Source organism: Niastella yeongjuensis, from assembly GCF_900110245.1.
Lineage (GTDB): Bacteria > Bacteroidota > Bacteroidia > Chitinophagales > Chitinophagaceae > Niastella > Niastella yeongjuensis.
Genome location: NZ_FOCZ01000006.1, coordinates 339,025 through 361,723, shown reverse-complemented (window position 1 = coordinate 361,723; position 22,699 = coordinate 339,025). Strand labels below are relative to the sequence as shown.

Here is a 22,699-nt window from a genome sequence, read left to right as displayed (position 1 = left end):
GATGCCAAATTACGAATATGCTTCCTGTTTATTAAATCCACAACAATGAAATTTGTCACAGTGGGAAATAAGGAAATAGATATATAATGCTAATATGAAATAAGGGCTGACGCTATGGTCAGCCCTTTGTCAATAATCGAAGAGCGGGAGTAGAGCTATTTTAATAAAGGCATTATTTTCTTGTAATGAGCCGCGAATTTAAAGGAGCTGCCGGCTGTGTAAAATGAAGTTAATGTTATGATTTTGTATTTGGTAATAGTCTATGAAATGGTTGCATGGTACAGATAAAAAAATTGTTTTTTATATTGCAAATATTTATTTATTATCGCAGTACTGACTGTTTTTTCAATTCCTGTTATTCTCCGCCACTATCAAGATCGATGTTGAATTAGATTCTTGCCTGCATTAACCATTGAAATAATGATTGCTGCTTGCAATCTCCCTGCCATTGGGCATAGGGAGCAGGTTGTTACGTGTAACCAGAACCTCTGAATTAACTGAATTAAACGAACATGAGAACTATTATTGTGCTATTGTGCCTGCTATTACCTGCTATGGTGGTAGCCTGGCCCGGGCAAACGGATTTCCTGACCGTATTAAAAAATGCCGGCAAAGAAGAACGGCTTCCTATTGCCCGAAAGATCTACAACGATCAGCTCATTCACCTCGATTCTACACAAGCATTTGTTGCATTGAACCGTATTAATCAATGGGCCACAAATATGCATGATATTCCGCTGAAAATATTTTCGGTGATGGCCATGGGCGATTACCATAAGGAGTATTACAGCAACCAGCGCGGTGGCAAAGCATTGGAATTCTTCACTACTGCCTTGAATATGGCTACGCAGCTTGACCTGAAAGAATCTGAAGCGGAGATCTACAACAACATGGGCTGGCTGTATTACAAACAGGATAAATTTCCCCAGGCTTTTGAATATATGATCAGGGCTAATAATATTATCCAGAAAATAGGATATGTCCATTATCCCTATGCAAGCCGTTATTTATATGACCTGGGTTATATCTATTGCGACTTTGGAAATTACGAAAAAGCAAAACTATATTTAACCGAAGCTATCAGGTACCCTTTCAATAATTCATTGTATGCCGTTCGAACGCTGAATACACTGGGCCTGGCTTACCGGGAATTGAAACAGTATGACAGCGCCATCCTGTATTTCAACTGGGGCCTCGATACGGCACGCGCTATCCATAATATTGCCTGGATGGGTATACTTTCGGGGAACCTGGGAACAGTGTATTACTTTTTAAAACAAAACGATGAAGCGCTTCCGTTATTAAAAACCGATTATGAGTTAAGCATGGCCAGTAAGGAGTGGACCAGCGCCGCCAATACCATCATTATGCTGGCCGATCTGGACCTGGATAAGCACCTGTTACCGGCAGCCGCATTAAAATTATCGGAAGCGCAGGAGTTGATCGGCCGGCAAACCGATCGCCGCCCCTTTGTATATTATGCTTTACAAAAGGCGCGTTTGTTCAAATACCTGAAACGATACGACAGCGCATTTATTTATCTCGACACTGCCCGGCGGGTAGTTAACCAGTTGAACCAGCGGCGAGATGCCCTGGTATTCAGTCAGGCGGAACAGAAAGTAGCGGTTGAATTGCACCTGTCGGAGATAAAATTACTGGAGAGTGAGAACAGCAAAATGGTGCTGGTGCGCAATTTTATAATTGTAGTGATTTTGCTGGTGTTGATCATTGCGGCCCAGCTCATCTTCCGTCAGCAGTTAAAACAAAAGAAAAATAAAGAATTGCTGACGAATGCCGTTACGCAGTTGCATTATTACATCGACAGTGTGCGGGAAAAGAACCAGTTGATTAACCAGTTTAAACAGGAGATTGAACAGTTACAAACGCAGCCCGAACAGTATATTGTGCTACAGGAAAAAGAGGAGATTGCCGCAAAGCTGAAACAGTATTCTATTTTAACGGAAAGCGACTGGAATGAATTCAGGAACTTATTCGAAAAAGTTCAAATAGGATTTTTTTCTACACTAAAACAACGGTTCCCCGATTTAACACCTTCGGAACAACGTTTACTCGCTTTAATGAAGTTAAAGCTGTCGAAACGGGAAATGGCCGGTATGCTGGGCATTGCTCCCGACTCCATTAAAAAAACGCGGCAGCGTATTCGTAAAAAGATCAATGTACAGGATGATATGGCACTGGAGGACCTGGTAGCTTCTATTTAGCTGTAAGCTATAAGCCTTAAGCTGTAAGCCAATTCAAAGGCAGCCAAAAGCTCTAATCGCCTGGGAGGATTGCCGCATACTTTGCCGTGAAGGTGTGTATTAGTTTATGGCTTACAACTTACAGCTGAATCTTGCGCCCTCGCATGCCTGTTATGCATTACGGATTAAGTGAATACCCGTATGCAGCAGGTTAAAAATGCATTTGTCCCGCTGTTGTCCCGGTATTGCCGTCACCTTGTCTCCCCCTTTTTTTACGCTATTAACGTAATAATAATATATAGGCCAACCGTACTATTTGAAAAACGTTCATGATCTGTTGTTTTCATACAAAGGGCTGGAACCTTTCTCCGGTTATCCCACATTTATCAATGAAGAAGGTAAGACCAGTTCCACCATGGCCGTGAACGGTTCTAATTATACCAAAAAGATCAATTCCATCACCATCAGCCGGCCTGCTACCGGTGGCTTTTTGCATGTAATGGGAGTGAGCATCATGAATGCCTGTGTGGCGCCCGTTAACCAGCCAACCGCCCTGGTGTTAACCGCTTCTTCTACCAGTCAGGTCAATGGCTCTTTTACCGCATCGCCTGCCGCAGATGCATACATCGTAGTACGTTATCCGGCCGGCGCTACACCCCTTGCTCCGGTAAATGGCACTACGTATCCGGTGGGCAGTACACTGGGAACGGGTTTGGTGGTACAGGCCAATTCGTCCACCGCTTTCAGTGCCGGTGGCCTTACCGGTGGCACTGGTTACGATTTTTATGTATACGCCTATAACAATACCAATTGCATTGGCCCGGTATACAATATAACAACGCCATTAACAGGTACGCAGGCAACCAATACCTGCAGTGGTCCCAGCGGTGTAATTCCTGTTGGGCCCAATGAAACCTATAAAACATTAACAGCGGCCCTCGCAGCTTTAACAAGCGGCGTGAGCGGTGCCGTGACGCTTGAGTTGCAAAGCAACTATACCAGCACTGCAGAAACTTTCCCAATCGTCATTGCTTCCAATGCCTGTTTCAATGCAGCCAATACGTTGACCATAAGACCGGCTGCCGGCGCCAACGGACTGGTGATTGCCAGTTTGGGTTTGGGCGCAGCCATCGATCTCAACGGCGCTAATTATGTAACCATCGATGGTCGCCCTGGAGGAACCGGTTCAGCCATGTCGGTTACTGCAGCGGGTGTTTTGAACGCCACTAATTTGAATATCATCAACACCAACAATTCGGGCGCAGCGATTGTACTCGAGAATGGTGCTACAAATAATATCATAAAATATTGTGACCTGCAGGGGCAGAATGCCAACAATGCCAGTCAGCCCAATACGTTGTCGGGCGTAGTGTATTTCGGTAATACCGGGGCAAATGGAAATGATAACAATACCCTCGATCATTGTAATATCCATTCAACCGGTACCAATATCACCAAACCATCTATCGGTATTTATTCGCTGGGGTATGATAATTCCAGTTCGGTGGCAGCTTATGCTGCACCATTCAACGACAACAACGCGGTGCTGGGTTGCAATATTTACGATTATTTTTCAACCGGTAATTCTGTTGGACTGGAATTGAACATGGGTAACAGCGGCTGGACGATCAGCGCCAATCACTTTTTCGAAACAGAAGGCATTACGGTGTCAGCAGCTGCCGCTGCCTTTAACCGGGCTATCTGGATTGCGCCATTCCGCGCCGCTTCGGCAGGAGAGATAGGTAATGGGTTTATTATTACGGGCAACTTTATCGGCGGCAGTGCGCCCAATTGCGGTGGCACGCCCTATACATTTGCCAATGGTACAGCCGGTTTCTTTGAAGGCATCCGGTTGGAAATCGCTGATGCAGCAACTCCACTGGCTGCTTCTTCTGTACAAGGCAATACCATTACTAATATCAATATAACTACTTCCACTACCAATGATGCCCTGCATGCCATTGCGGTGCTGGCTGGCAGGGGAAATGTAGAGATCGGCAACAACACCGGCAATATCATTGGTTCGGCAACCGGCAGCAATGGAGCCGCTGACGGCGGCATCACCATCAATGCAACAGGATTGGTGGCGAGCCATATGCTCTTCTTTGGTGGTACGTACAATACTATTGTAAAGAACAATACCATTGGCAACGTTTTGCTGACGGCTGCGGGGAACTCTTTTTCCGGTATTTTCGCCAACAGCGCCATTACCGGAAACTTCAGTAATAATACCATTACCAATATTACGGCTTCCAATACCGGCACTACCACAGGCAGATTTGTGAATGGCATACATATCCCATCCGGTAGCCCGGTGCTTACCATTGCCAATAATCTTATTCAAAATCTCACGTGTAACTATGCCACCACGGGTACGGCAGCATCACAGGTGATTGGGATCAATATCGCAGCTACCACCGCAGGTATGAGTGGCGGCATAACCGGTAATGCCATTCGCAACCTGGTGAATGCTACGCAAAGCACGGCTACTACTATCAACAGCGCTATCATAGGTATTAATATGAACAGTTCCAATGCGGCTGGTTGTACGGTGACCGGGAATACCATTCACTCACTGGTATTATCGGGTACGGCTACTACCGCTGCTGTAAATGTGATCGGTTTGTATTACAGTGGTACCACTACCGTGACCAATACGGTTTCAAAGAATTTCATTCACAGCTTTGATGCGACGGCCGTAAACACCAGTGCATCGTTCACAGGCATTCAGCTGAATGGTGGGGCTGCTGTTTACAGCAATAATATGATCAGGCTGGGGATCAAACCCGATGGCACTTCTGTTACTACTGCATTAACCATAAATGGGATAGTGTGCAACACCGCTTCTGCCAATAGTTTTTATCACAACAGTATCTATATCGGGGGAACCGGAGTAGGAACGGGTACCGGCAATACCTCTGCATTTAGCAGGCTCGCCACTTCGGGTACATACGATATTCGTAATAACATCTTTGTCAATGCCCGGGCCAATGCCAACGGTGGCGGCAAACATTTCAGCATCAGTTTTGGTGGCGCCACTACAGGCGCAACCGTTAATTACAATGTATACCAGTATAATGGTTCGGGCGGTCGCTTTGCAAACAGCGGTGCCGTGGAAATACCCACCTATATGAATAGTGGTACGCCTACAACCGGCTGGCTGGCGGGTGACCTGAAAAGCGTAACGGGTGATCCTAACTTTATCAATCCAACCGGGAATTTGTCAGCCCTGAATCTGCATATCAATACTACCGGCGTGTCTGTGGCTGAAGGCACGGGTACGGCCATAACGTCAATAACCGACGATTACGACAATGATACCCGCAGCGGCTTAACCCCGGTTGATATTGGGGCCGATGCCGGTAATTTTGTGGCAGCGGCTGCTACCTGTACCACGCCCAATACACCCACCGGTTTGGTGTTAACGACCGTGTCAGCAACCGAAATAGACGGCAGCTTTACGGCTTCTGCTGGCGGTGCCAACGGTTATCTGATCGTGCGGTATCTGGCTGGTGCAACCCCGGCAGCGCCGGTAGATGGCGTGATCTATGCCGCAGGCAGTTCACTGGGGACCGGTACGGTAGTGGCCATTGGTGCAACGCCCAACTTTGCCAATTCGAATCTGCTGGCCAGCACCGCTTACGATTATTATGTATATGCTTATAACAATGCCTGTCTCAGTGCCATCAAATACAGTACGGCTGTTTTCGGTTCAAAAAACACGGCAGGTTGTACGGGACCTAGCGGGTTAATCACTGTTGGACAAACCGGCACCTTCCAAACGCTTACGGCTGCATTAGCTTCCTTAAGCGGCGGTATCAGTGGTGCGGTGACCGTGGAGCTGCAAAGTGATTATACAAGCGCTAATGAAACGTTCCCGATCGTTATAGGCTCCAATGCCTGTTTTAGTCCGGTCAATACAGTATTGATCCGTCCGGCAGCCAATGCAAACGGACTGGTAATCACCAGCTCCCTGCCCGGACCTACCATCGATCTTACTGGTGGAACGTATGTCACCATCGATGGAAGACCGGGGGGAACAGGAACTGCCCTGACTGTAACGACAGCAGGTAATTTGAATGCCACTAATTTGAATATTATAAATACCAGTGCATTGGGTACTGCCATCCGTTTCGATAATGGTGCCTTTCGCAATGTGGTAAAGTATTGTGATCTGCAGGGGATGAATGCGGTGACTGCTGCCACTACTACGCTGTCTGCGGGTGTGGTGTTCTTTGGCAGCAATGGTGCCAATGGGAACGATAACAATACCATCGATCATTGTAACATTCACTCCAGCGGAACCGGGGTTTCTATACCGTCAATAGGCGTGTATGCCCTGGGCGCTAATAATACCGGTGTCAATACCAACTTCAACGATAACGATACCATTTCCAATTGTAACATTTACGATTACTTCCTGCCGAATGGTAATTCTGCCGGCGTATTGTTGAACAATGGGGTAAGCAGTTGGGTGGTATCCGGAAATCATTTCTTCCAAACCAGCGCCCGGGTTTATTCGGCTGCTGCGTTCAACAGAGGCATCTGGATCGTCTCTAACCGAAATACCGGCAGCGTGGGCAATGGCTTTGTGGTAACCGACAACTATATCGGTGGTTCGGCGCCCGATTGTACCGGCACGCCTTATACGTTATCAGGACTGGGTAACTCCTTCGATGGTATCAGGCTGGAAATTGCTGATGGCACGAGTGTAAACCCGAGTTCCGTACAGGGAAACACTATCACCAATATAGCGATTACCAGTACCATTACCACCGATGTGTTCCATGGGATTGCCGTAACCGGTTCAAACGGCAGCGTGAATGTGGGTACGGTAACAGGTAATACAGTAGGTTCGGTTGCCGGTACCAATGCCATCACTATTGCCGGTGGTAATGGTGCGCATACGATCCCGTATTACATTTCCGGTAACACAAATGCTGCCGCGGTGATCAACCTGAAACAAAATAGTACCGGTGGTATCACGCTTTCCAATGCAGGTAACAACTTCTCCGGCATATATGATAACACCGCAGGGATAGTGACTATCGATGGTAATCTGGTGGGTAGTTTAACCACCGCCAACAGCATCAAAGCCATCAACGCCGGCACTACCAGCCTGTATGTACGGGGTATCAATATTCCCAGCGGAAATGGTGTGTTTGCGATTACGAATAATACCATCGCCAATCTTACTAATAACTCAACATCGGCAGGTACCGGGGCACAGGTGGCCGGGATCAATATTGGTTCGGCTGCTTCCACCGTGTCTGCTGTCGCTGGTAATACTGTACGTGATTTATATTCAGCCACGGCGTATACGCTGGGCAGCGGCAACTCAGCCGTATTGGGCATCTACATGGGCGCTTCAACCAGCAACCCGGTTTCGGTTACCGGCAATACGGTGCATAGCCTGGTTTCCGGTGCTGCTACGGCGGGTGTGTATATAGAAGGGATCTTTTTCTGGGGCGCCAATTCCGCCACCATTACCAATACGATCTCGAAAAATACGGTGCATAGTTTTGATGTCACCACGGCCAATACCAATGTTAATATGCGGGGTATCGAGCTCAATCAGGGCAAGGCAGATGTATACAACAATATGGTTCGACTGGGTATTAAACCGGATGGTACTTCCTTAACCAATGCCATTCGCATAGATGGTATTATGAAGGGCTCCGGTTTGAACAGTAGTATTTTCTATAACAGTATTTATATCGGTGGAGCCGGAGTGGGTACCACTGCAAGGCCCTCAAACGCTTTCCGCAAGGAAACCAATAGCGGTACCGATAATGTTCAAAACAACATCTTTGTGAACAACCGTTCCAACGCAACAACCGGTGGTATGCACAATGCCATTTGGGTGGATGCATTGGCAGGAATGACTTTCGACCATAATATTTATGGCTATGGTGGAACCGGTGGCAATTTTGCTGCGGCTACACCGGGCGGCACTTCATTTGCGGCTATTTATACCAGTGGCTGGATCTTAGGAAACGACCTGGCCAGCCAGGCAGCAGATCCGTTGTTTGTGGATGCTTCCGGCGCTGCTGCTACGGTTGATCTGCATATAAGTACTGCAGCGGTTTCTCCGGCCAATGGTGCTGCCTTGCCGGTAACCCTGGTCACCGATGACATAGATGGCGAGGCCAGAAATGCGACTACGCCTGATGTGGGCGCTGATGAATTTGCTCAACTGACCGGTATAGATCTGCAGGCTGTTTCTCTGGAAACACCCGCATCAGGTAAAGGCTGTTATGGCAAAGAGGCAGCGATTATCAAAGTGAGAAATAATAGTGCTACCCCATTAGATCTCGCTGTGAACCCGGTAACGATTACGGTGAATGTTACAGGTGCTGCAACGGCCACGGTTACCAAAACGATCAACACGGGTACACTGGGGGCCGGCGCTACTATGGATGTGCTGCTGAACGGCATTACCGATTCTATCGATATGCGTACCCCGGGTACCTATGTTTTCAACGCCAAAACAACCGTTAGCGGCGATGCGAAGCCTTCGAACGATGCCATGTCGATGGTAACCCGCACACGGGTGCCATTGGTATCAGGTGTCATCAGCGCTTCACAAACCAGTTACTGTTTCAATGGGGCGCCGGTATTAACAGTAATCGGTGGTGACGGTTTTGCCGGTATTCAATGGCAGCAAAGTACTGACTCGGCCACTTATAGTAATATGGTGAATGGTATTTCTTCTCCTTATACAACAACTGCAGCTACGCAAACGCTTTATTACCGGCTGGCCTCCGTTTGTATTACCGATACGGTGTTTACCCCGGCGATAAAAGTGGAAGTGAACAGTCCCGCCGTAACAACCACCGCACCCGCTGCCCGTTGTAATGCCGGCGTGGTGAACTTGCAGGCTACGGGTTCTGCCGGTTCAACCCTGTACTGGTATCCTGATGCAACCGCTACAAATCCGATTGGTATTGGTTCAACCTATACAACTCCTGCCATAACTACTACCACTACTTATTATGTATCGGCTATGGCCGGTAGTTGTGAAACCCCGCGTACGGCTGTGGTGGCTACGGTAAATGATCGCATTGCGATCACGGCCCAACCTGCGGGTTCCAGTGTATGTATGGGAAGTGCGGTTAACCTGAGTATAACAGCCAGTGGTTCCGGCCTGAACTATCAATGGCGGAAAGATGGCGTGAATATTTCCAATGCCATTGCCGATACGTATTCCATTGCCAATATAGTGAGCGCTGATAATGGTGATTATGATGTAGTGATCAGCAACGCCTGCGGACTGGTAATTTCCAGTGTAGCCACCCTTACTGTGAAATCGTCCAACAACTGGGTGGGCGTCGTAAGTGGTGACTGGAATACGGCAGCCAACTGGTGCGGCGGCATTCCGGTGGCCACCACCGATGTAAGTATTACGTCTGGCACGCCGTTTAGTCCGGTGATCAGTGGAACTGCCAACGCGCATACAGTTACCATTGGTACGGGCGCCTCGCTCACGATAAATGGAACCGGTACCTTAAACCTCTATGGCAATTTTGTCAATACCGGCACGCTGAATGCAAACGCAGGCACGATCGCTTTCCGTGGTACCGCCAGTCAAACCATCAACAGTTTGTCGGTTGGCAATGTGATGATGAATGGCGCAGGTGTTACCCTCAACGGTAATTTAAACATTGGCAATACCCTTACCATGACCAATGGGAATATAACTGCCGGTTCGTTTAACATCTATCTGCAAAATGCAACGCCAGGAAATACGGCCAGTCATATCATTACCAATGGAACCGGTTCGGCTATTGTTACAAACAATACCAGTTCAATCACTGTGCCGGTTGGACCTACTGTCAACAGCTATAATCCGGTAACGCTTAATAATGGACAGGGTATGACGTACACCGTGCGGGTAATGGAAGGGTTGATCGCTTCAGTGATCGATGACAGCAAGGCCATCAACCGTACGTGGACGGTTACCACCACCACCACACCTGCAGCCCCGGTGAATATTACTTTACAATATGCGGATGGTGATGCCAATGCTGCTTGTAATCCAACCGCCAGTATGGATGCGGGCGCTTACAATGGCGTAACCTGGGCGCTTGTTTCACCTACGGGTGGTGTGCTGCCAACAGGAACATCAACGGCACGACTGGTAACTTTGTCTACAACTCAGTTGGGTTCAATCGTGATCACCAATCAGGGCATGTTAAAAGCACCGGTATATGAATTCAGCGTACAACTATTGCCCACCCTGGTTACCAACGGCCATGCCATACTGCGGATCAGCAGCCGGCGTACCATGACGATGACCTGGTCTGTGATAAATGCAACCGGCGCACTGGCCAGAAAATTCAGCACTTCGTTAACGGCTGGGGTAAATGATATCAATGTATCGCTGGCTGGTTTGGCAAGTGGCGTATATGCGTTGCGTGGGGTAGGGGATGATGGCAGATTACAAACAATACGATTCGTAATAAGAAATTAAAATGGGATCATGTGATAAGTCCCGATTCATCGGGGAGTAAGTGAGAGTCCTGCTTTCTAGCAGGACTTTTTATTTATTTGATCAATCTAAGCGCAAAAGGATAGCGGTACAATTTGTTTTCGCTGGCTTTTACGGTGGCTACAATTACCAGTACCAGCACTGCAATGCCCAGTACCCATAACAGCAGGATGCCTATAATGGTAATGAAAAGAATAATAGCGATGATGCTTACTGTAAGCTGGAAGTTCATTGATTCCTTTGCATGTTCAGCCACAAAACTGGAATCATCTTTTTTTATCAGATAAATGATCAGTGGCGGAAAGATCCAGAAAAAGATGGTCAGCACATGGCAAAGGATGGCCAGTGTTCTTTCATCACTGGTGGGGGTGTAAGCAGGCGACTGGTCGGTGCCTAAGAAAGAATTAGACGGGTTGCTACTTGTCATTTTAAGGTGTTTTTATGAAATTATCGAAATAATTCCATATAATAAATTAGAAGGTGTGCCACGCAAACAAGCCGTGGCACACCTCCTGCTATCTCTTTATTGAGTTACTTCTGTAGCCGGTCTTGGGAACTGAACCCATACATCATCTCCGGGCCGGTCGATAGGCAGCGTACTTAACAGGTTATAACGACGCATATCGATCCAGCGATGGCCTTCACCAAAGAGGGAGTACCGCCGTTGGTATAAGATTTCCGTAATAAGCGCATCGTGCGTAACTGCCCCGGAATAAGGGGTGAGGCCAGCCGCCGTACGAATTCTATTGATGGCAATAATAGCATCGGGTAAACTATTTTGCTGCGTTTTCACTTCTGCATATAATAGTATCAATTCCTCATTGCGGATAATTGGGATCGGAGCTACGTTTGTTTTATATACGAAAAAATCATAATCGCTGTTCAGTCCATCCTGTGTAGCTGTAGCATCCCTTTTGGGGGCTTTGCTCAACCTGGTATCACCGGGTATGGCTTCGGTTATCCAGTTAGGTTGTGTAACCCGTACTTCGGCGGGAGGGGTGTTTCGTGGATTAAATACCGGGTTTAACAGGTCGCCACCTCCTGTAGAGAATAAATAATACGAACCATCTGTAAGACTGCCATTCAAATCCAGGAAAGATTCATTGAGGGCGTTGCTGGCGGTGGTCCAGTCTTTACGGTAAACAGCCACCCTCGCTGCCAGTGCCCGGTTGAACTTGGAGAACTCACTGGCCTTCTTATCATATAGGGTAGTATTGAACGGGAGGTCAACGCTACTGCCTTTCAAATCATTGTTGGCTTCATTCAGTAAGTTCTGAATGGCATTCAACGATTCGTCTTTTGAAAGGAAGGGGCCTAGTTTATCCGGGTTACTCACATCTACCCGAATGCCGTTTTCCCACTGTGAGTTTAATACCATCAGCAATTCATGCGCCTGTATTGTTTTGGCATAAGCGATGCCGGCTTTTCGCTGTGCATCGGGAAGGCCGTCTGCCTTTGTGTTTTGCAATGCCTCAATAAGCACATTGGTATTCTTTACCACCCGGTACCGGCCATCGAACGGGTTGGTAGTGTAAAAAGTATTGTTATCGAGCGTAGCACTGCCTTTGCCCAGCAGGTCACCGGTTACCCGGGGGTCGCTGGCGGCATAGCGATAATATTCCCGGCCTATCATACTTACATTGTCCAGGTAGGTGCCTAAATAAATTCTCATGCCGGATTCGCATCCCACCGCAAGGTTTTGTATTTCCCCTAAGGTGGCGTTTTGGGTAATGATATTGGTGCCTGGATTATTGGGATCAAGAATGGGTTCTACTTTGCACGACGACCAGCCCATGGTGATAACAAACAAACCGGTGAAAGTAATAAGCTGGTTTAATTTATGTTGATATTTCATAATTGATCTTTTGGGGTTCATGATTAAAAAGTAACTGATACGTTGAAGTGGAAACTCTTGGCCGATGGGAACGGTGTTACATCCACATTGCTGGAAATAGCATCGATACCAAAGTTGGAAACTTCCGGATCATAGCTGTTGTAGTCGAATACATTGATCAGGTTCCTGCCTGAAAAGCCTACTTTTACCCGGGCGATATTTTTAAACCATGCTGCGGGTAAAACGTAGCTCAGCCCGATTTCCCGCACCCTGAAGTAAGAAGCATCTTCTACAAATGGGCGGGCAGTATTACCATAAGAAGCCTTACGGTAATCGCCATTTGTCAATTGTCCTTTGGGGTCAAGGTCCCTGTCATCATAGTCGTGTGAAGTGCCGCCGAAATCACTCAATAAAGGCGTGAGGTTGATGTTATCGCCGCCTTTTTTCCAATGCATCAGTACATTTAATTCAAAACTCTTCCAGGTAACGTTGTTGTTGAAGGAGAGGTTGAAGTCTGGTTCTGCATTTCCATATAATGCAAGGTTGGTTACCGGATCCACTTTATCGTCTGCATTTCCAATACCTACGATCTGGGTAGCGCTTTTGCCTTTTTCAATGCGATAAGTTCCCAGGGAGGCGCCAAAAGCGCCTACGTTAAAGGCAGGTACATCTAACCTGGTTACCTTGGAGGTGTTCTTCCACCAGTTTACCTGTGCGTTCCAGCGCCATTCTTTGGTGAGCACCGGAACAGCGCTTAACCCAATTTCCACCCCTTTATTCTGAATGGCCGCCACATTCTTCCAGCCGGTTGAGAAACCGGTTGACCCTGGCGTTTGCACTTTCAGGATCAGGTCTTCCACGTCTTTTTTATACCAGGTAAATTCTACGCCAACGCGATTGTTCAGAATGCCTGCATCCACACCCAGTTCCAGTTCCTTTTGTCTTTCCGGTTCCAGGTTGGCAGCGCCCCGCGTAACATCTACCAAAGAACCAGTGGTACCATTGAAATTAGCCGGTACCAGCGGGGAGTAGATAGCCCCAAAAGGAGCAAAGTTGCCCGCTTCGCCATAGGCCCCGCGCACCTTTAAGAGGCTTAACATTTTTACATCCATCAATGGCAGGATATTAAAAGCCAGCGAAAATTTAGGATAGTAGTACAGTTTATCCGCATTGCCATTCCGGCTCGATTTATCACCCCTGATACCTACCGTACCAATCAGCATGTCTTTATAATTCACCTCTTCCTGCGCAAAAAAGCCGCGGTCTTTTGAGATGATCTTGTTTTGTTCTACCTGTATAGCGCCGGCCTGGTCAAGGTTGGTTTGGGTACCTATCAGTTGGGTGGCCGTGTTCACGACCGTGTTGAGGTTGTTGTTGATGGCATTTAACCCCGCCTGGGTGGTAAAGATGAACCCGTTATTGGGATTTAATTCATACACTGCCAGGGCTGAATAATTATCATTATGTGTAACGGTTGTACCATATAGCAGGGCGCCATTGGTACCATTGCCATTTTTTTCAAACTGCAATACAGCCGGGAAGATGCCTTTTGTATTGAGGGTGTAATAGTCAATACCACCAAAGGCAATGATCTTCAGGTCGTGCACACTGTTTTTTAACACTTTCCAGGTAGCCCTGCCACCCAGCAACATGCGGTTCACGGTTTCATTATTGGTTGTCAGGTCGCGCGTTTGCAGCCAGTTGGAGGGGACCAATGGATTATTGGGGTAGTTGCCATTGGCATCGGGATATAAATTCACCCAGGAAGGCGTTGATACATAGGCTACACCCATAGAAGTGCTGGTATTGTCGTTATTGAAGTAACCGCGGTTAGCGTTCGATTCAATATAGTTGGCGTTTACCGAAAGGTCAAGGAATTTAGTAAGGGCCTGATCGAGATTGAGGCGGAAAGAAGTTTTGCGGTACCCGGTATTTTTTACAATACCATCATTATCCTGGTAGGTCATGCCCGCATAATAGGAAGTTTTATCATTCCCACCGCTCACGGCAACCCGGGTATTGTTCATGAAGCCATGTTCGCCAAACAATTCATCTTCATAATTATAGGTCTTGCCGCCATTGGCATTGTAAATGGCCAAACCGTTGGCACCGGCAGCAGCCCGTACTTTGGCCGTATCCCATGACCGCATTCCCAGTTTTTTCAACTGCATTTGCCATCCTATAGACTGACCTATTTCTATCTTGGGTTTTCCCGATTTTCCTTTTTTAGTGGTTACGATCACCACACCGGTTGAAGCGCGTGCTCCATAAATGGCAGCTGTGGAAGCGCCTTTCAGGATTTCAATCCGCTCTATATCTTCCGGGTCAAGGTCGGCCACGCGGTTACTGGGGTTCTCCTGAAAATTGGTACTACCCTGATTGGCTGCCTTTGAAATAAAATTCTGCCCGCTATTGATAGAGGAGTTGTCATAATAAACGCCATCTACAATGAACAGCGGTTGGGAATTACCCACCAGGGAAGTGATCCCCCGCAATTTGATGGAGATCCCGCCACCAGGAGCGCCTGAATTGGAGGAAACGACTGCTCCGGGGAATTTACCATAGAGCGCGGCATCAACCGTAGCCTGGGGCGTAGTTCCCACCAGCTGTTTGGCCGACACCGTACCTACCGCGTGGGCCAGGTTGGCACGTTTGGTGGAAGAAGCCAAACCGGTCACCACCACTTCTTCGAGGTGGCCCACATCTTCCTGCATACTGATAACAAGATCAGTTGTAGGGGCCGTTACGTTAACGGAGGTGCCTTTGAAGCCTATAAAAGTAACATCCAGCAAACCGCCCTTGCCCGGCACGGTTAAGCTGAATTTTCCATTGGCATCTGTTGAAGTGCCCTGATTCGAATTCTTGATCTTTACAGAAGCGAACTGTATGGGCGTATTCTTGCTGTCGACCACAGTTCCCGACACACGGATTTGCGCAAATAGCCATACAGGAGCAGATAAACAGATTAAAAGAAGCAATCGTTTGTAGTTTTGCATGCTTGGTTGTCTTTTTTTGTGAACAAATACGGGTACCGATCAGCAGCTATCGCATACCAAATACCTGAAGTCCCTTACAGCGGGAATGGATTAATGACACAAGGATATTCCGGATGTTTCAGGACGGATTTGCCCAAACTTGTCAAAATCAGAAGGTTACAGTGGAAATAGCGGGAGAACAATAGGGAGACAACCGGTTCCCACTAATTGCTGCATAAGGAGTTAGAATACGTTTGATTCCTTTTCCCGGGGGTGTGACAGGAAATTTACGAAAACACCGGGGGAAATGCGAGGCGCCAGGCGGCGTTATGCATGTGAACATATAGCGTTTTGCCTTACCCGTTAAATCGTTGACATCAATAATGGATAACCGATATTTTTAATTTGGGATGAGCTGCATCGTGGGTAGAAAAGTAAGATGCCGTTCTGATGTAATCAGAACGGCATCTTAAAAGTTAACAAGGCTTCTTATTGTTAAAGCTTAATAGTCACATTCGCTGTGATGGTGCGCGGCATTTGCGGCATCAGGGTACCCTGGCCTGCGAAATACAATTCATCGGTTGCATTGTCTATTTTAACCCCCAGGCGATACCAGCGGGCGTCGTAGAAAATGGTCCCATTCAATAACGTGTATGCAGGCAATGTAAACTCCCCGGTTGCTGCAGAGTTGGCGGTTTGGTAGTCGCCTATATAGTTGCCGCCAAAACCAACACCCAATCCTTTTAATTTACCGGTTGGCACGGTATAAGTGATCCAGGCATTGGCCAGGTGGGCGGGACCGGCATAAGCAGGGCGCCTGCCATCAACGGCGGCAGTTGCTTTGGTGAGTTTGCTGTCGTTATAACCATAGCCGGCCAGGATGTTTAAACCATTGATGGGGTTGGCCTGAACTTCCAGTTCAAACCCTTTGCTGTATTGCGTACCATCCTGTACGTTCACGTTCCAGCTTTTGTTGTCGATGATAGTGGGTTCAATACGCACCATGTTGGTAGCGCTTATGTCGTAATAGCTTGCTGTAACATTCAATTTGTTGTTCAGTAATTCCAGTTTTACACCGCCTTCAAACTGGTTGGCATGCTGTGGTTTCAAAATACCCGAAAAGGTTACACCCGGTACAGCCGGCTGGGTCACGGGCGCCAGATAAATAAAGCCATTCATATAGTTGGCAAACAACGATACTTTATTTTTCACCAGTTGATATACCAGCCCGTAATTATGCGAGAAAGAGGTTTGCGAATATTGGGTCTCTTTCAGAATGGTATCGGCATAGTGGTTACGGGTCCCTTTACTGTCGAACGCATCCACGCGTAAACTCACCATGGCAATTAAGTTGTCCGTCAGGTTTACTACGTCCGATACGTATGCGCTGTACATATCAGTAGGCGTGTGGTTTCGGGTGGCACCGTCTGTGGCAGCAGCTATTTTTTGATCTACTGCATATTTAGAGATCTTTGCATAATTTCTATCCTGGATATCTGTGCCGTTTACAAAGTCAAAGACAATCTGGGTAGAATTATCGTTGTTTATTCTGGTATGTACATAGTCGAGGCCAACCAGCAGCCGGTGTTTAACGGAACCGCTGTTGAAACTGCCGGTAAAGTTCTGCTGCAGGTCCAGCGCAGTATTGATGGTGTTATAAATACTGATGTTACGCTCAAGGGAATCATCGGTGTTCTTACGGATGAATTCATACTGGTAGTACCCATCAGATTTGCGCGTGTTGCTGCTGATAATGGTTTGTGACGTCCAGTTATTGTTTATTTTATAGGTGGCCATCGCCCGCATATTGGTGGTGGGCATTTTTATGGTGAGGTCATTGGTGGTGTAGGAACGCTTCCAGTTAAAACCTAATTCGTCTGGCGTATGTGCTACGAACTGACGGACACGGTTCAGGTAAATGGAGGAAGGGCTTGTCATTTCCGCATTATAAAATTCTGCGTTCAGGTTTATTTTAAATTGCTCATTGGCACGGATCTCAAAAGCCGGCGCAATCAGCAGGGATTTTTTAAACCCGGCATCCTGCCAGCTTTGCTGGTTCTGATAAGCGGCGTTCAAACGGAATAATACATTGCCTTCTTTATTGGCGGGACCATACACATCGGTCGTAAAACGGTTCAGGTTATAACTGCCGGTGCTATAGGAAATTTCACCACCCGGCGTATCGACCGGTTTTTTGGAAATAACATTGATGAGACCGCCCAATGAGGTAACAGCGCCACCATACAGGGTAGTGGAGGGGCCTTTCAACACTTCGATCCTTTCTACATTCACCGGGTCAAATTCTCCGTTTGTTTGGGTGGGAACCCCATCTATCATGGATACCTCTGTTCTGAAACCACGCACCGTATAAGAAGTGGCGCCATCGGTATTGATACCGCGGTTACCGGAAATTTTATATAAGCCCGGGGTATTCTTCAACGCATTACTGAGGTCGGTAGTGATCTGTTCTTTTATCAGGTTGTTGGAAAGGGAAGTATAGACCTGTGGGTTTTCCAGACGGCTCAAAGGTATTTTGCCTACAGTTTCGCTTACATCGCTCAGGGAACGCTTTTTAGCAGCGATCACCACTTCCTGCAAGGTGGCGTGGTTTTCGGTCAATATAAAATCTGTAACTACTATTTCGCCATCGGTAAGGGTAATTGTTTTGTCAACGGGTTTCAAACCAACTGCGGTTACCCGAATGGTGTAGCTGCCGGGTTTAATGCCGGTCAGTTTGTAGTCACCCCGTGAATTGGTGGCGGTTGCCCATCTTTTGCCGGCAATGCCCACCGTAATGCCTTCGGCCGGGCTGCCATCGGCGGTGGTCACTTTTCCCTGCAAGCTGCCTTGCTGTGCCAGCAGAACAGTTTGCAAACCGGTAACAAAAAATAATAACAGGGTAATACGTAAAGTGATCTTCATTGTTTTTCATTTAATAAATACGAATGCTATAGGGGCTTTAGCAGCGCAAAGAAAAGCGGGGAAGGCGGAAACCTTTTACGCGATCAGGAAAATGATTTACGAGAAGGGTAACATAACGGAGAGGCAAAACCTATTATTGGAAATTTGTATGTATTCAGGCCAGTTGATACCCTTCGGGAAACTTTTGCACCGCTATTTGGCTATTTGGTATGCAACATTGTTGCAAAATATAAAACTTTCCCTACTTTTGTGTCTCACACAGCTAAAACTCAATACTATGGCAGGAAATAACAGGTACGATGTAGTCATCGTTGGGGGAAGTTATGCCGGTTTATCAGCCGCTATGTCCCTGGGCAGGTCGTTACGCAACGTGCTGATCATCGATAGCGGTTTGCCCTGTAACCGGCAAACCCCGCACTCGCATAACTTCATCACCCATGATGGCGAAACGCCAAAAGCGATAGCCGAAAAAGCGCGGGAACAGGTGCTGAAATATAAAACCGTAAGCATTCAGCCGGGCCTTGCTGTATCTGCTGTTAAAAAAGAAGATGGATTTGAGTTAACTACTGCCGATGGAACCAGGTTTTTCGCCCGTAAATTGTTATTTGCCACCGGCGTAAAAGACCTGATGCCAGCCATACCCGGTTTTGCCGAGTGCTGGGGAATTACGGTTATCCATTGTCCTTACTGTCATGGGTATGAGGTAAAACAAGAGAAAACCGGCATCATGAGCAATGGCGATATAGGTTTTGAGTTTTCTAAACTGATCGCAAACCTCACCCCGGACCTTACCCTTTTTACAAATGGGAAATCAACCCTATCTTTAGAGCAGCTGGAGAAACTGCAAAAGCACAAGATAACAGTGGTGGAAACAGAAATTGCCGGGTTTGAACACAGCAATGGCCAGTTGAAACAGGTGTTGTTGAAAGATGGTTCCACCATGCCATTAAAAGCGATGTATGCGAAGATCCCGTTTATACAACATTGTGATATCCCCGTGCAATTGGGTTGTACGTTAACCGAGCAGGGCTATCTGGCTGTTGACATGCTGGGCCGCACGTCTGTTCCCGGCGTATATGCTGCTGGTGATAATACAGCCATGATGCGCGCGGTTTCGCTCGCAGTTGCGGGTGGGGGAATGGCAGGCGCGGGGATCAATAAAGAACTCGTTGAAGAATCATTTTAAATATGGAAATAGTAGCGAACATTTTGGTGGGCCTGGTAGCCCTGGAGCATTTGTATATTTTATACCTGGAAATGTTTGCCTGGGAAACCAAGGGCAAAAAAGCATTTAAGGGCTCCCTGAAGCCGGAGTTGTTTGCGCCTACCAAAGTGTTGGCTGCTAACCAGGGTTTGTATAATGGCTTTCTGGCCGCGGGACTCATCTGGTCGTTCTTTATAACAGACATATCGTGGAGTACCAACGTGGCGGTTTTCTTTCTTACCTGCGTAATTGTCGCCGGTGTATATGGCGCGGTTACCGCCACCAAAAAGATTTTCTTTATCCAGGCATTGCCGGCCCTGCTAGCCGTGGGTGCCATGTTGTTGAAATAAGATGATGTGCCGCCATTGTTCGTCCCTTTGTTGACTAAGTGACTGGGCATAACTTATGCTATATATGATCATCAATAATCATTTAATCAACAACCAAGTGGGAAAAATCTATTTTACCTGTTCGTTCGACGATGGGCATATTGCCGATCTGCGGCTGGCAGAACTGCTTGCCAAATTTAATGTGAAAGCTACGTTTTATATTCCCCGATCATGTGAGTGTTGCACTGCGAGTTTGTCTGAAAGTGAGATCCGTACGCTTTCCCGTTTAATTGAAGTGGGCGGACATACCATGACCCATCCCATTTTAACCCGGGTATCGTATAAGCAGGCCCGTGCTGAGATCTTCGATTGTAAACAATGGCTGGAAGATGTAACGGGCAAAGCTATTCACTCTTTTTGTCCACCCACAGGGCGCTTTAGTGCAGCGCATGTTTCCTTGCAACGCGAAGCTGGTTTTACCGCCATGCGAACTGTGGAAATGCTTACTCATTCAATGTCTGGTGTAAAGAACGTCCTGGACTTTGTAATTCTGCCTACCACCTGCCAGGTGTATAACCACAGCAATATTTCTTACCTGAAGAATAATGTGAAGCGACTGAAATTCGTAAGTTATATCTCAGCGTGGAAGTTGTTTGATTCCAACTGGGAAGCTATGAGCAGAAACTTTCTCAATTACCTGTATGACATTTCCCACACCCAAAATGAAGATCACTATTTTCACTTATGGGGACATAGCTGGGAACTCAGCCAGTTTTCATTATGGCGATCGTTGGAACGCTTTTTAAAAAGCCTGCACGATATTGGTGGCTTTGTGTTCCTTGACAATTCCATGCTGGCTGACCTGGTGAGGCGGAAGAAACAGCCTGTCACGTCTGTTGCTGAACTTATTTGATCTTGATCGTATGTGCTAATGCTTTAAAGGCGGCTATATTTTCATCGAAGTTGTCTTTGGCTATACCCTGCATGCTGATGACATTGTCACCATTGGCTATTACACACTGGTACATAATGCTGGGTTTGTTGTGCATTTGTCCATGCACTTCTGCTTCGTAGGCATCATACCCATTGATCTTTTCAGCCGAGGCATTTTTTATTTCTGTATGGGTGAGCCCATAACCTTCCAGTTTGCTCAGCATCATGTCGCCCACATTTTTGGCTTTCATTCCTTTTTCTATTGGCATTTGTGTGAGTACTAAAAACGGGGCATCGGGTTCATTCTTGTTATCCTTACCGCCCACAGTATACACATACATATTGGTAGAGAACTGGAAGAATTTGAATTTCGACTGGCTATCATCCAGGGAAAAGGCTGCTGCGGCAAATGGGTCTATCTTTTCGTTTTTATCGTAATAGATCGTGTTCAGTGCACCCAGGATCGCTTTTCCGGAGGTTAGGTCACCGGCCGGATAAACGCCCATAACCATGGTTGAAAAACTGCTGTCGCCAAATACCAGCCAGTACATCCTGGCTTTTTCATCGCCCTGCAGGGAAACGTATTTGGCCGGATACCCGTTCACTTTTATTTCCTGGAAATCGTATGTTTTTATTCCACGTTGTACAAACCCGGCTTTATTAAAACTGGCTGCGTTGGTGTAGTAATTCCCGTTTACCAGATCGGTGACAGTTATTCCTGCCAGGTCTCCATTGCGCAAACCGGCTGGCGTTTGGGAAACCGTAAAGTTCGCCGGCGGAACTATATACAAGCGGGTTCCGGGGATATGAACGTGTTTGTTTGTTTTACTATTCTGTATGTTGGAATTGATCTTGTCTGCTACTGATGACTGCTGTTTACAGGCTATCACACTGATCAAAAGAAAAGAGAGCACTATTTTATACATACTATTGGAAATTGGCCCCAATGTTACGCCATTTCTCCGCAGGAAACAAGGGGCAGATTTATCCCTGGGCAGCTGTTTTGCGCCATATTTTTTCTTTGGGCGACCATTGGGTGTATTTGGGCGCCACTGTAGAGAATCGCAGGTTTTCTTTGGAACCTAATATAATAAAACCCAGTTTCTCCAGGCTGCTGTCGAACAGGTTAAATACTTTATTCTGCAGCGTTCTGTCAAAATAAATCAATACGTTCCGGCAAAGGATGAGCTGGAACTCATTGAATGATCTGTCAGATACCAGGTTGTGCGTGGCTACCACCATTTTTTCCTTTAACCGGTCGTGAAATTTAGCCCATTCATATTTGGCGGTATAGTAATCTGAAAAGTCTTTTTTGCCGCCACTGGCAATGTAATTTTCGGAATATTGTTTCATTTGGGCCAGCGGAAAAATACCCCGTTTTATATTGTCAATGACAGTGGGGTTTAAGTCGGTTGCGTATAGCCGCGATTTGTGCAGCAGATTGGCTTCTTCCAGCAGAATGGCCATCGAATACACTTCTTCGCCGGTTGAACAGCCGGCATGCCAGATGCGAATGAACGGATGGGTAGCCACCACCGGTAATATTTGTTCCCTGATCATTTTAAACAACGACGGGTCCCTGAACATTTCCGTTACATTCACGGTGAGCTCCTGCACTATGTGATTACAATAGGCGGCATCGTTCCTTACCCTGTACAGCAGTTCTGCAAAGCTGGGAAAACGGTCTATGACCATTACCCGGTTTACCCTTCTTTTAAAAGAGGCCCGGGCATAATTGGTAAAATCGTACCCGTATTTTTCAAACAGTTCTGTTATCAGCAGGTCCAGCTCTTCCTCCTTGATCATAGTC

General features: G+C 47.0%; 11 protein-coding genes. 5 read left to right on the top strand and 6 right to left on the bottom strand.

Features of this window, described 5'->3' with window-relative positions; genetic code table 11:
- Positions 1-512 precede the first annotated feature (512 nt).
- Both BMX95_RS18285 and BMX95_RS18280 read left to right on the top strand, forming a co-directional pair.
- On the top strand, positions 513-2,222 hold the full coding sequence (locus BMX95_RS18285; protein ID WP_081202596.1) for a tetratricopeptide repeat protein: 1,710 nt from the start codon (positions 513-515) through the stop codon (positions 2,220-2,222).
- 295 nt (positions 2,223-2,517) lie between these two features.
- On the top strand, positions 2,518-10,674 hold the full coding sequence (locus BMX95_RS18280; RefSeq protein WP_081202597.1) for a beta strand repeat-containing protein: 8,157 nt from the start codon (positions 2,518-2,520) through the stop codon (positions 10,672-10,674).
- A 73-nt stretch (positions 10,675-10,747) separates the two neighbouring features.
- Here BMX95_RS18280 and BMX95_RS18275 read toward each other — a convergent pair whose 3' ends face one another.
- From BMX95_RS18275 to BMX95_RS18260, 4 genes are all read right to left on the bottom strand, one after another.
- Positions 10,748-11,119, bottom strand: coding sequence for a DUF4870 domain-containing protein (locus tag BMX95_RS18275; protein ID WP_081202598.1), 372 nt, complete (start codon positions 11,117-11,119; stop codon positions 10,748-10,750).
- A 96-nt stretch (positions 11,120-11,215) separates the two neighbouring features.
- Positions 11,216-12,547 (bottom strand): RagB/SusD family nutrient uptake outer membrane protein, encoded by a 1,332-nt coding sequence (locus BMX95_RS18270; protein WP_081202940.1) that lies wholly within the window; start codon positions 12,545-12,547, stop codon positions 11,216-11,218.
- A gap of 23 nt (positions 12,548-12,570) precedes the next feature.
- Positions 12,571-15,522, bottom strand: a complete 2,952-nt coding sequence (locus BMX95_RS18265) for a SusC/RagA family TonB-linked outer membrane protein (RefSeq protein WP_081202599.1) — start codon at positions 15,520-15,522, stop codon at positions 12,571-12,573.
- Positions 15,523-15,996: 474 nt separating this feature from the next.
- The gene (locus BMX95_RS18260) at positions 15,997-18,423 is read right to left on the bottom strand and encodes a TonB-dependent receptor (RefSeq protein WP_081202600.1); all 2,427 of its coding nucleotides are present in this window, start codon (positions 18,421-18,423) and stop codon (positions 15,997-15,999) included.
- Between the two features lie 277 nt (positions 18,424-18,700).
- Here BMX95_RS18260 and BMX95_RS18255 point away from each other — a divergent pair, with 277 nt between their 5' ends.
- From BMX95_RS18255 to BMX95_RS18245, 3 genes are all read left to right on the top strand, one after another.
- The gene (locus BMX95_RS18255) at positions 18,701-19,609 is read left to right on the top strand and encodes an NAD(P)/FAD-dependent oxidoreductase (protein WP_081202601.1); all 909 of its coding nucleotides are present in this window, start codon (positions 18,701-18,703) and stop codon (positions 19,607-19,609) included.
- 2 nt (positions 19,610-19,611) lie between these two features.
- Positions 19,612-19,977: a DUF1304 domain-containing protein gene (locus BMX95_RS18250; RefSeq protein WP_081202602.1), complete on the top strand. Its 366-nt coding sequence runs from the start codon at positions 19,612-19,614 to the stop codon at positions 19,975-19,977.
- A 97-nt stretch (positions 19,978-20,074) separates the two neighbouring features.
- Complete coding sequence (locus BMX95_RS18245; RefSeq protein ID WP_165759017.1) at positions 20,075-20,869, top strand: polysaccharide deacetylase family protein; 795 nt, start codon at positions 20,075-20,077, stop codon at positions 20,867-20,869.
- On the opposite strand, the gene BMX95_RS18240 is transcribed toward BMX95_RS18245, so the two are convergent.
- Positions 20,862-21,815, bottom strand: coding sequence for a hypothetical protein (locus tag BMX95_RS18240; RefSeq protein ID WP_081202604.1), 954 nt, complete (start codon positions 21,813-21,815; stop codon positions 20,862-20,864). The two genes, BMX95_RS18245 and BMX95_RS18240, sit on opposite strands and share 8 nt — an antisense overlap.
- Before the next feature lie 58 nt (positions 21,816-21,873).
- The gene (locus BMX95_RS18235; protein ID WP_081202605.1) at positions 21,874-22,695 is read right to left on the bottom strand and encodes a CheR family methyltransferase; all 822 of its coding nucleotides are present in this window, start codon (positions 22,693-22,695) and stop codon (positions 21,874-21,876) included.
- Between the last annotated feature and the right edge of the window lie 4 nt (positions 22,696-22,699).

Coding starts and splice junctions, on each gene's coding strand:
- BMX95_RS18285 (WP_081202596.1), top strand. CDS start 513: ATGAGAACTATTATTGTGCTATTGTGCCTGCTATTACCTGCTATGGTG.
- BMX95_RS18255 (WP_081202601.1), top strand. CDS start 18,701: ATGGCAGGAAATAACAGGTACGATGTAGTCATCGTTGGGGGAAGTTAT.
- BMX95_RS18240 (WP_081202604.1), bottom strand. CDS start 21,815: ATGTATAAAATAGTGCTCTCTTTTCTTTTGATCAGTGTGATAGCCTGT.
- BMX95_RS18275 (WP_081202598.1), bottom strand. CDS start 11,119: ATGACAAGTAGCAACCCGTCTAATTCTTTCTTAGGCACCGACCAGTCG.
- BMX95_RS18270 (WP_081202940.1), bottom strand. CDS start 12,547: ATGAAATATCAACATAAATTAAACCAGCTTATTACTTTCACCGGTTTG.
- BMX95_RS18250 (WP_081202602.1), top strand. CDS start 19,612: ATGGAAATAGTAGCGAACATTTTGGTGGGCCTGGTAGCCCTGGAGCAT.
- BMX95_RS18260 (WP_081202600.1), bottom strand. CDS start 18,423: ATGAAGATCACTTTACGTATTACCCTGTTATTATTTTTTGTTACCGGT.
- BMX95_RS18235 (WP_081202605.1), bottom strand. CDS start 22,695: ATGATCAAGGAGGAAGAGCTGGACCTGCTGATAACAGAACTGTTTGAA.
- BMX95_RS18265 (WP_081202599.1), bottom strand. CDS start 15,522: ATGCAAAACTACAAACGATTGCTTCTTTTAATCTGTTTATCTGCTCCT.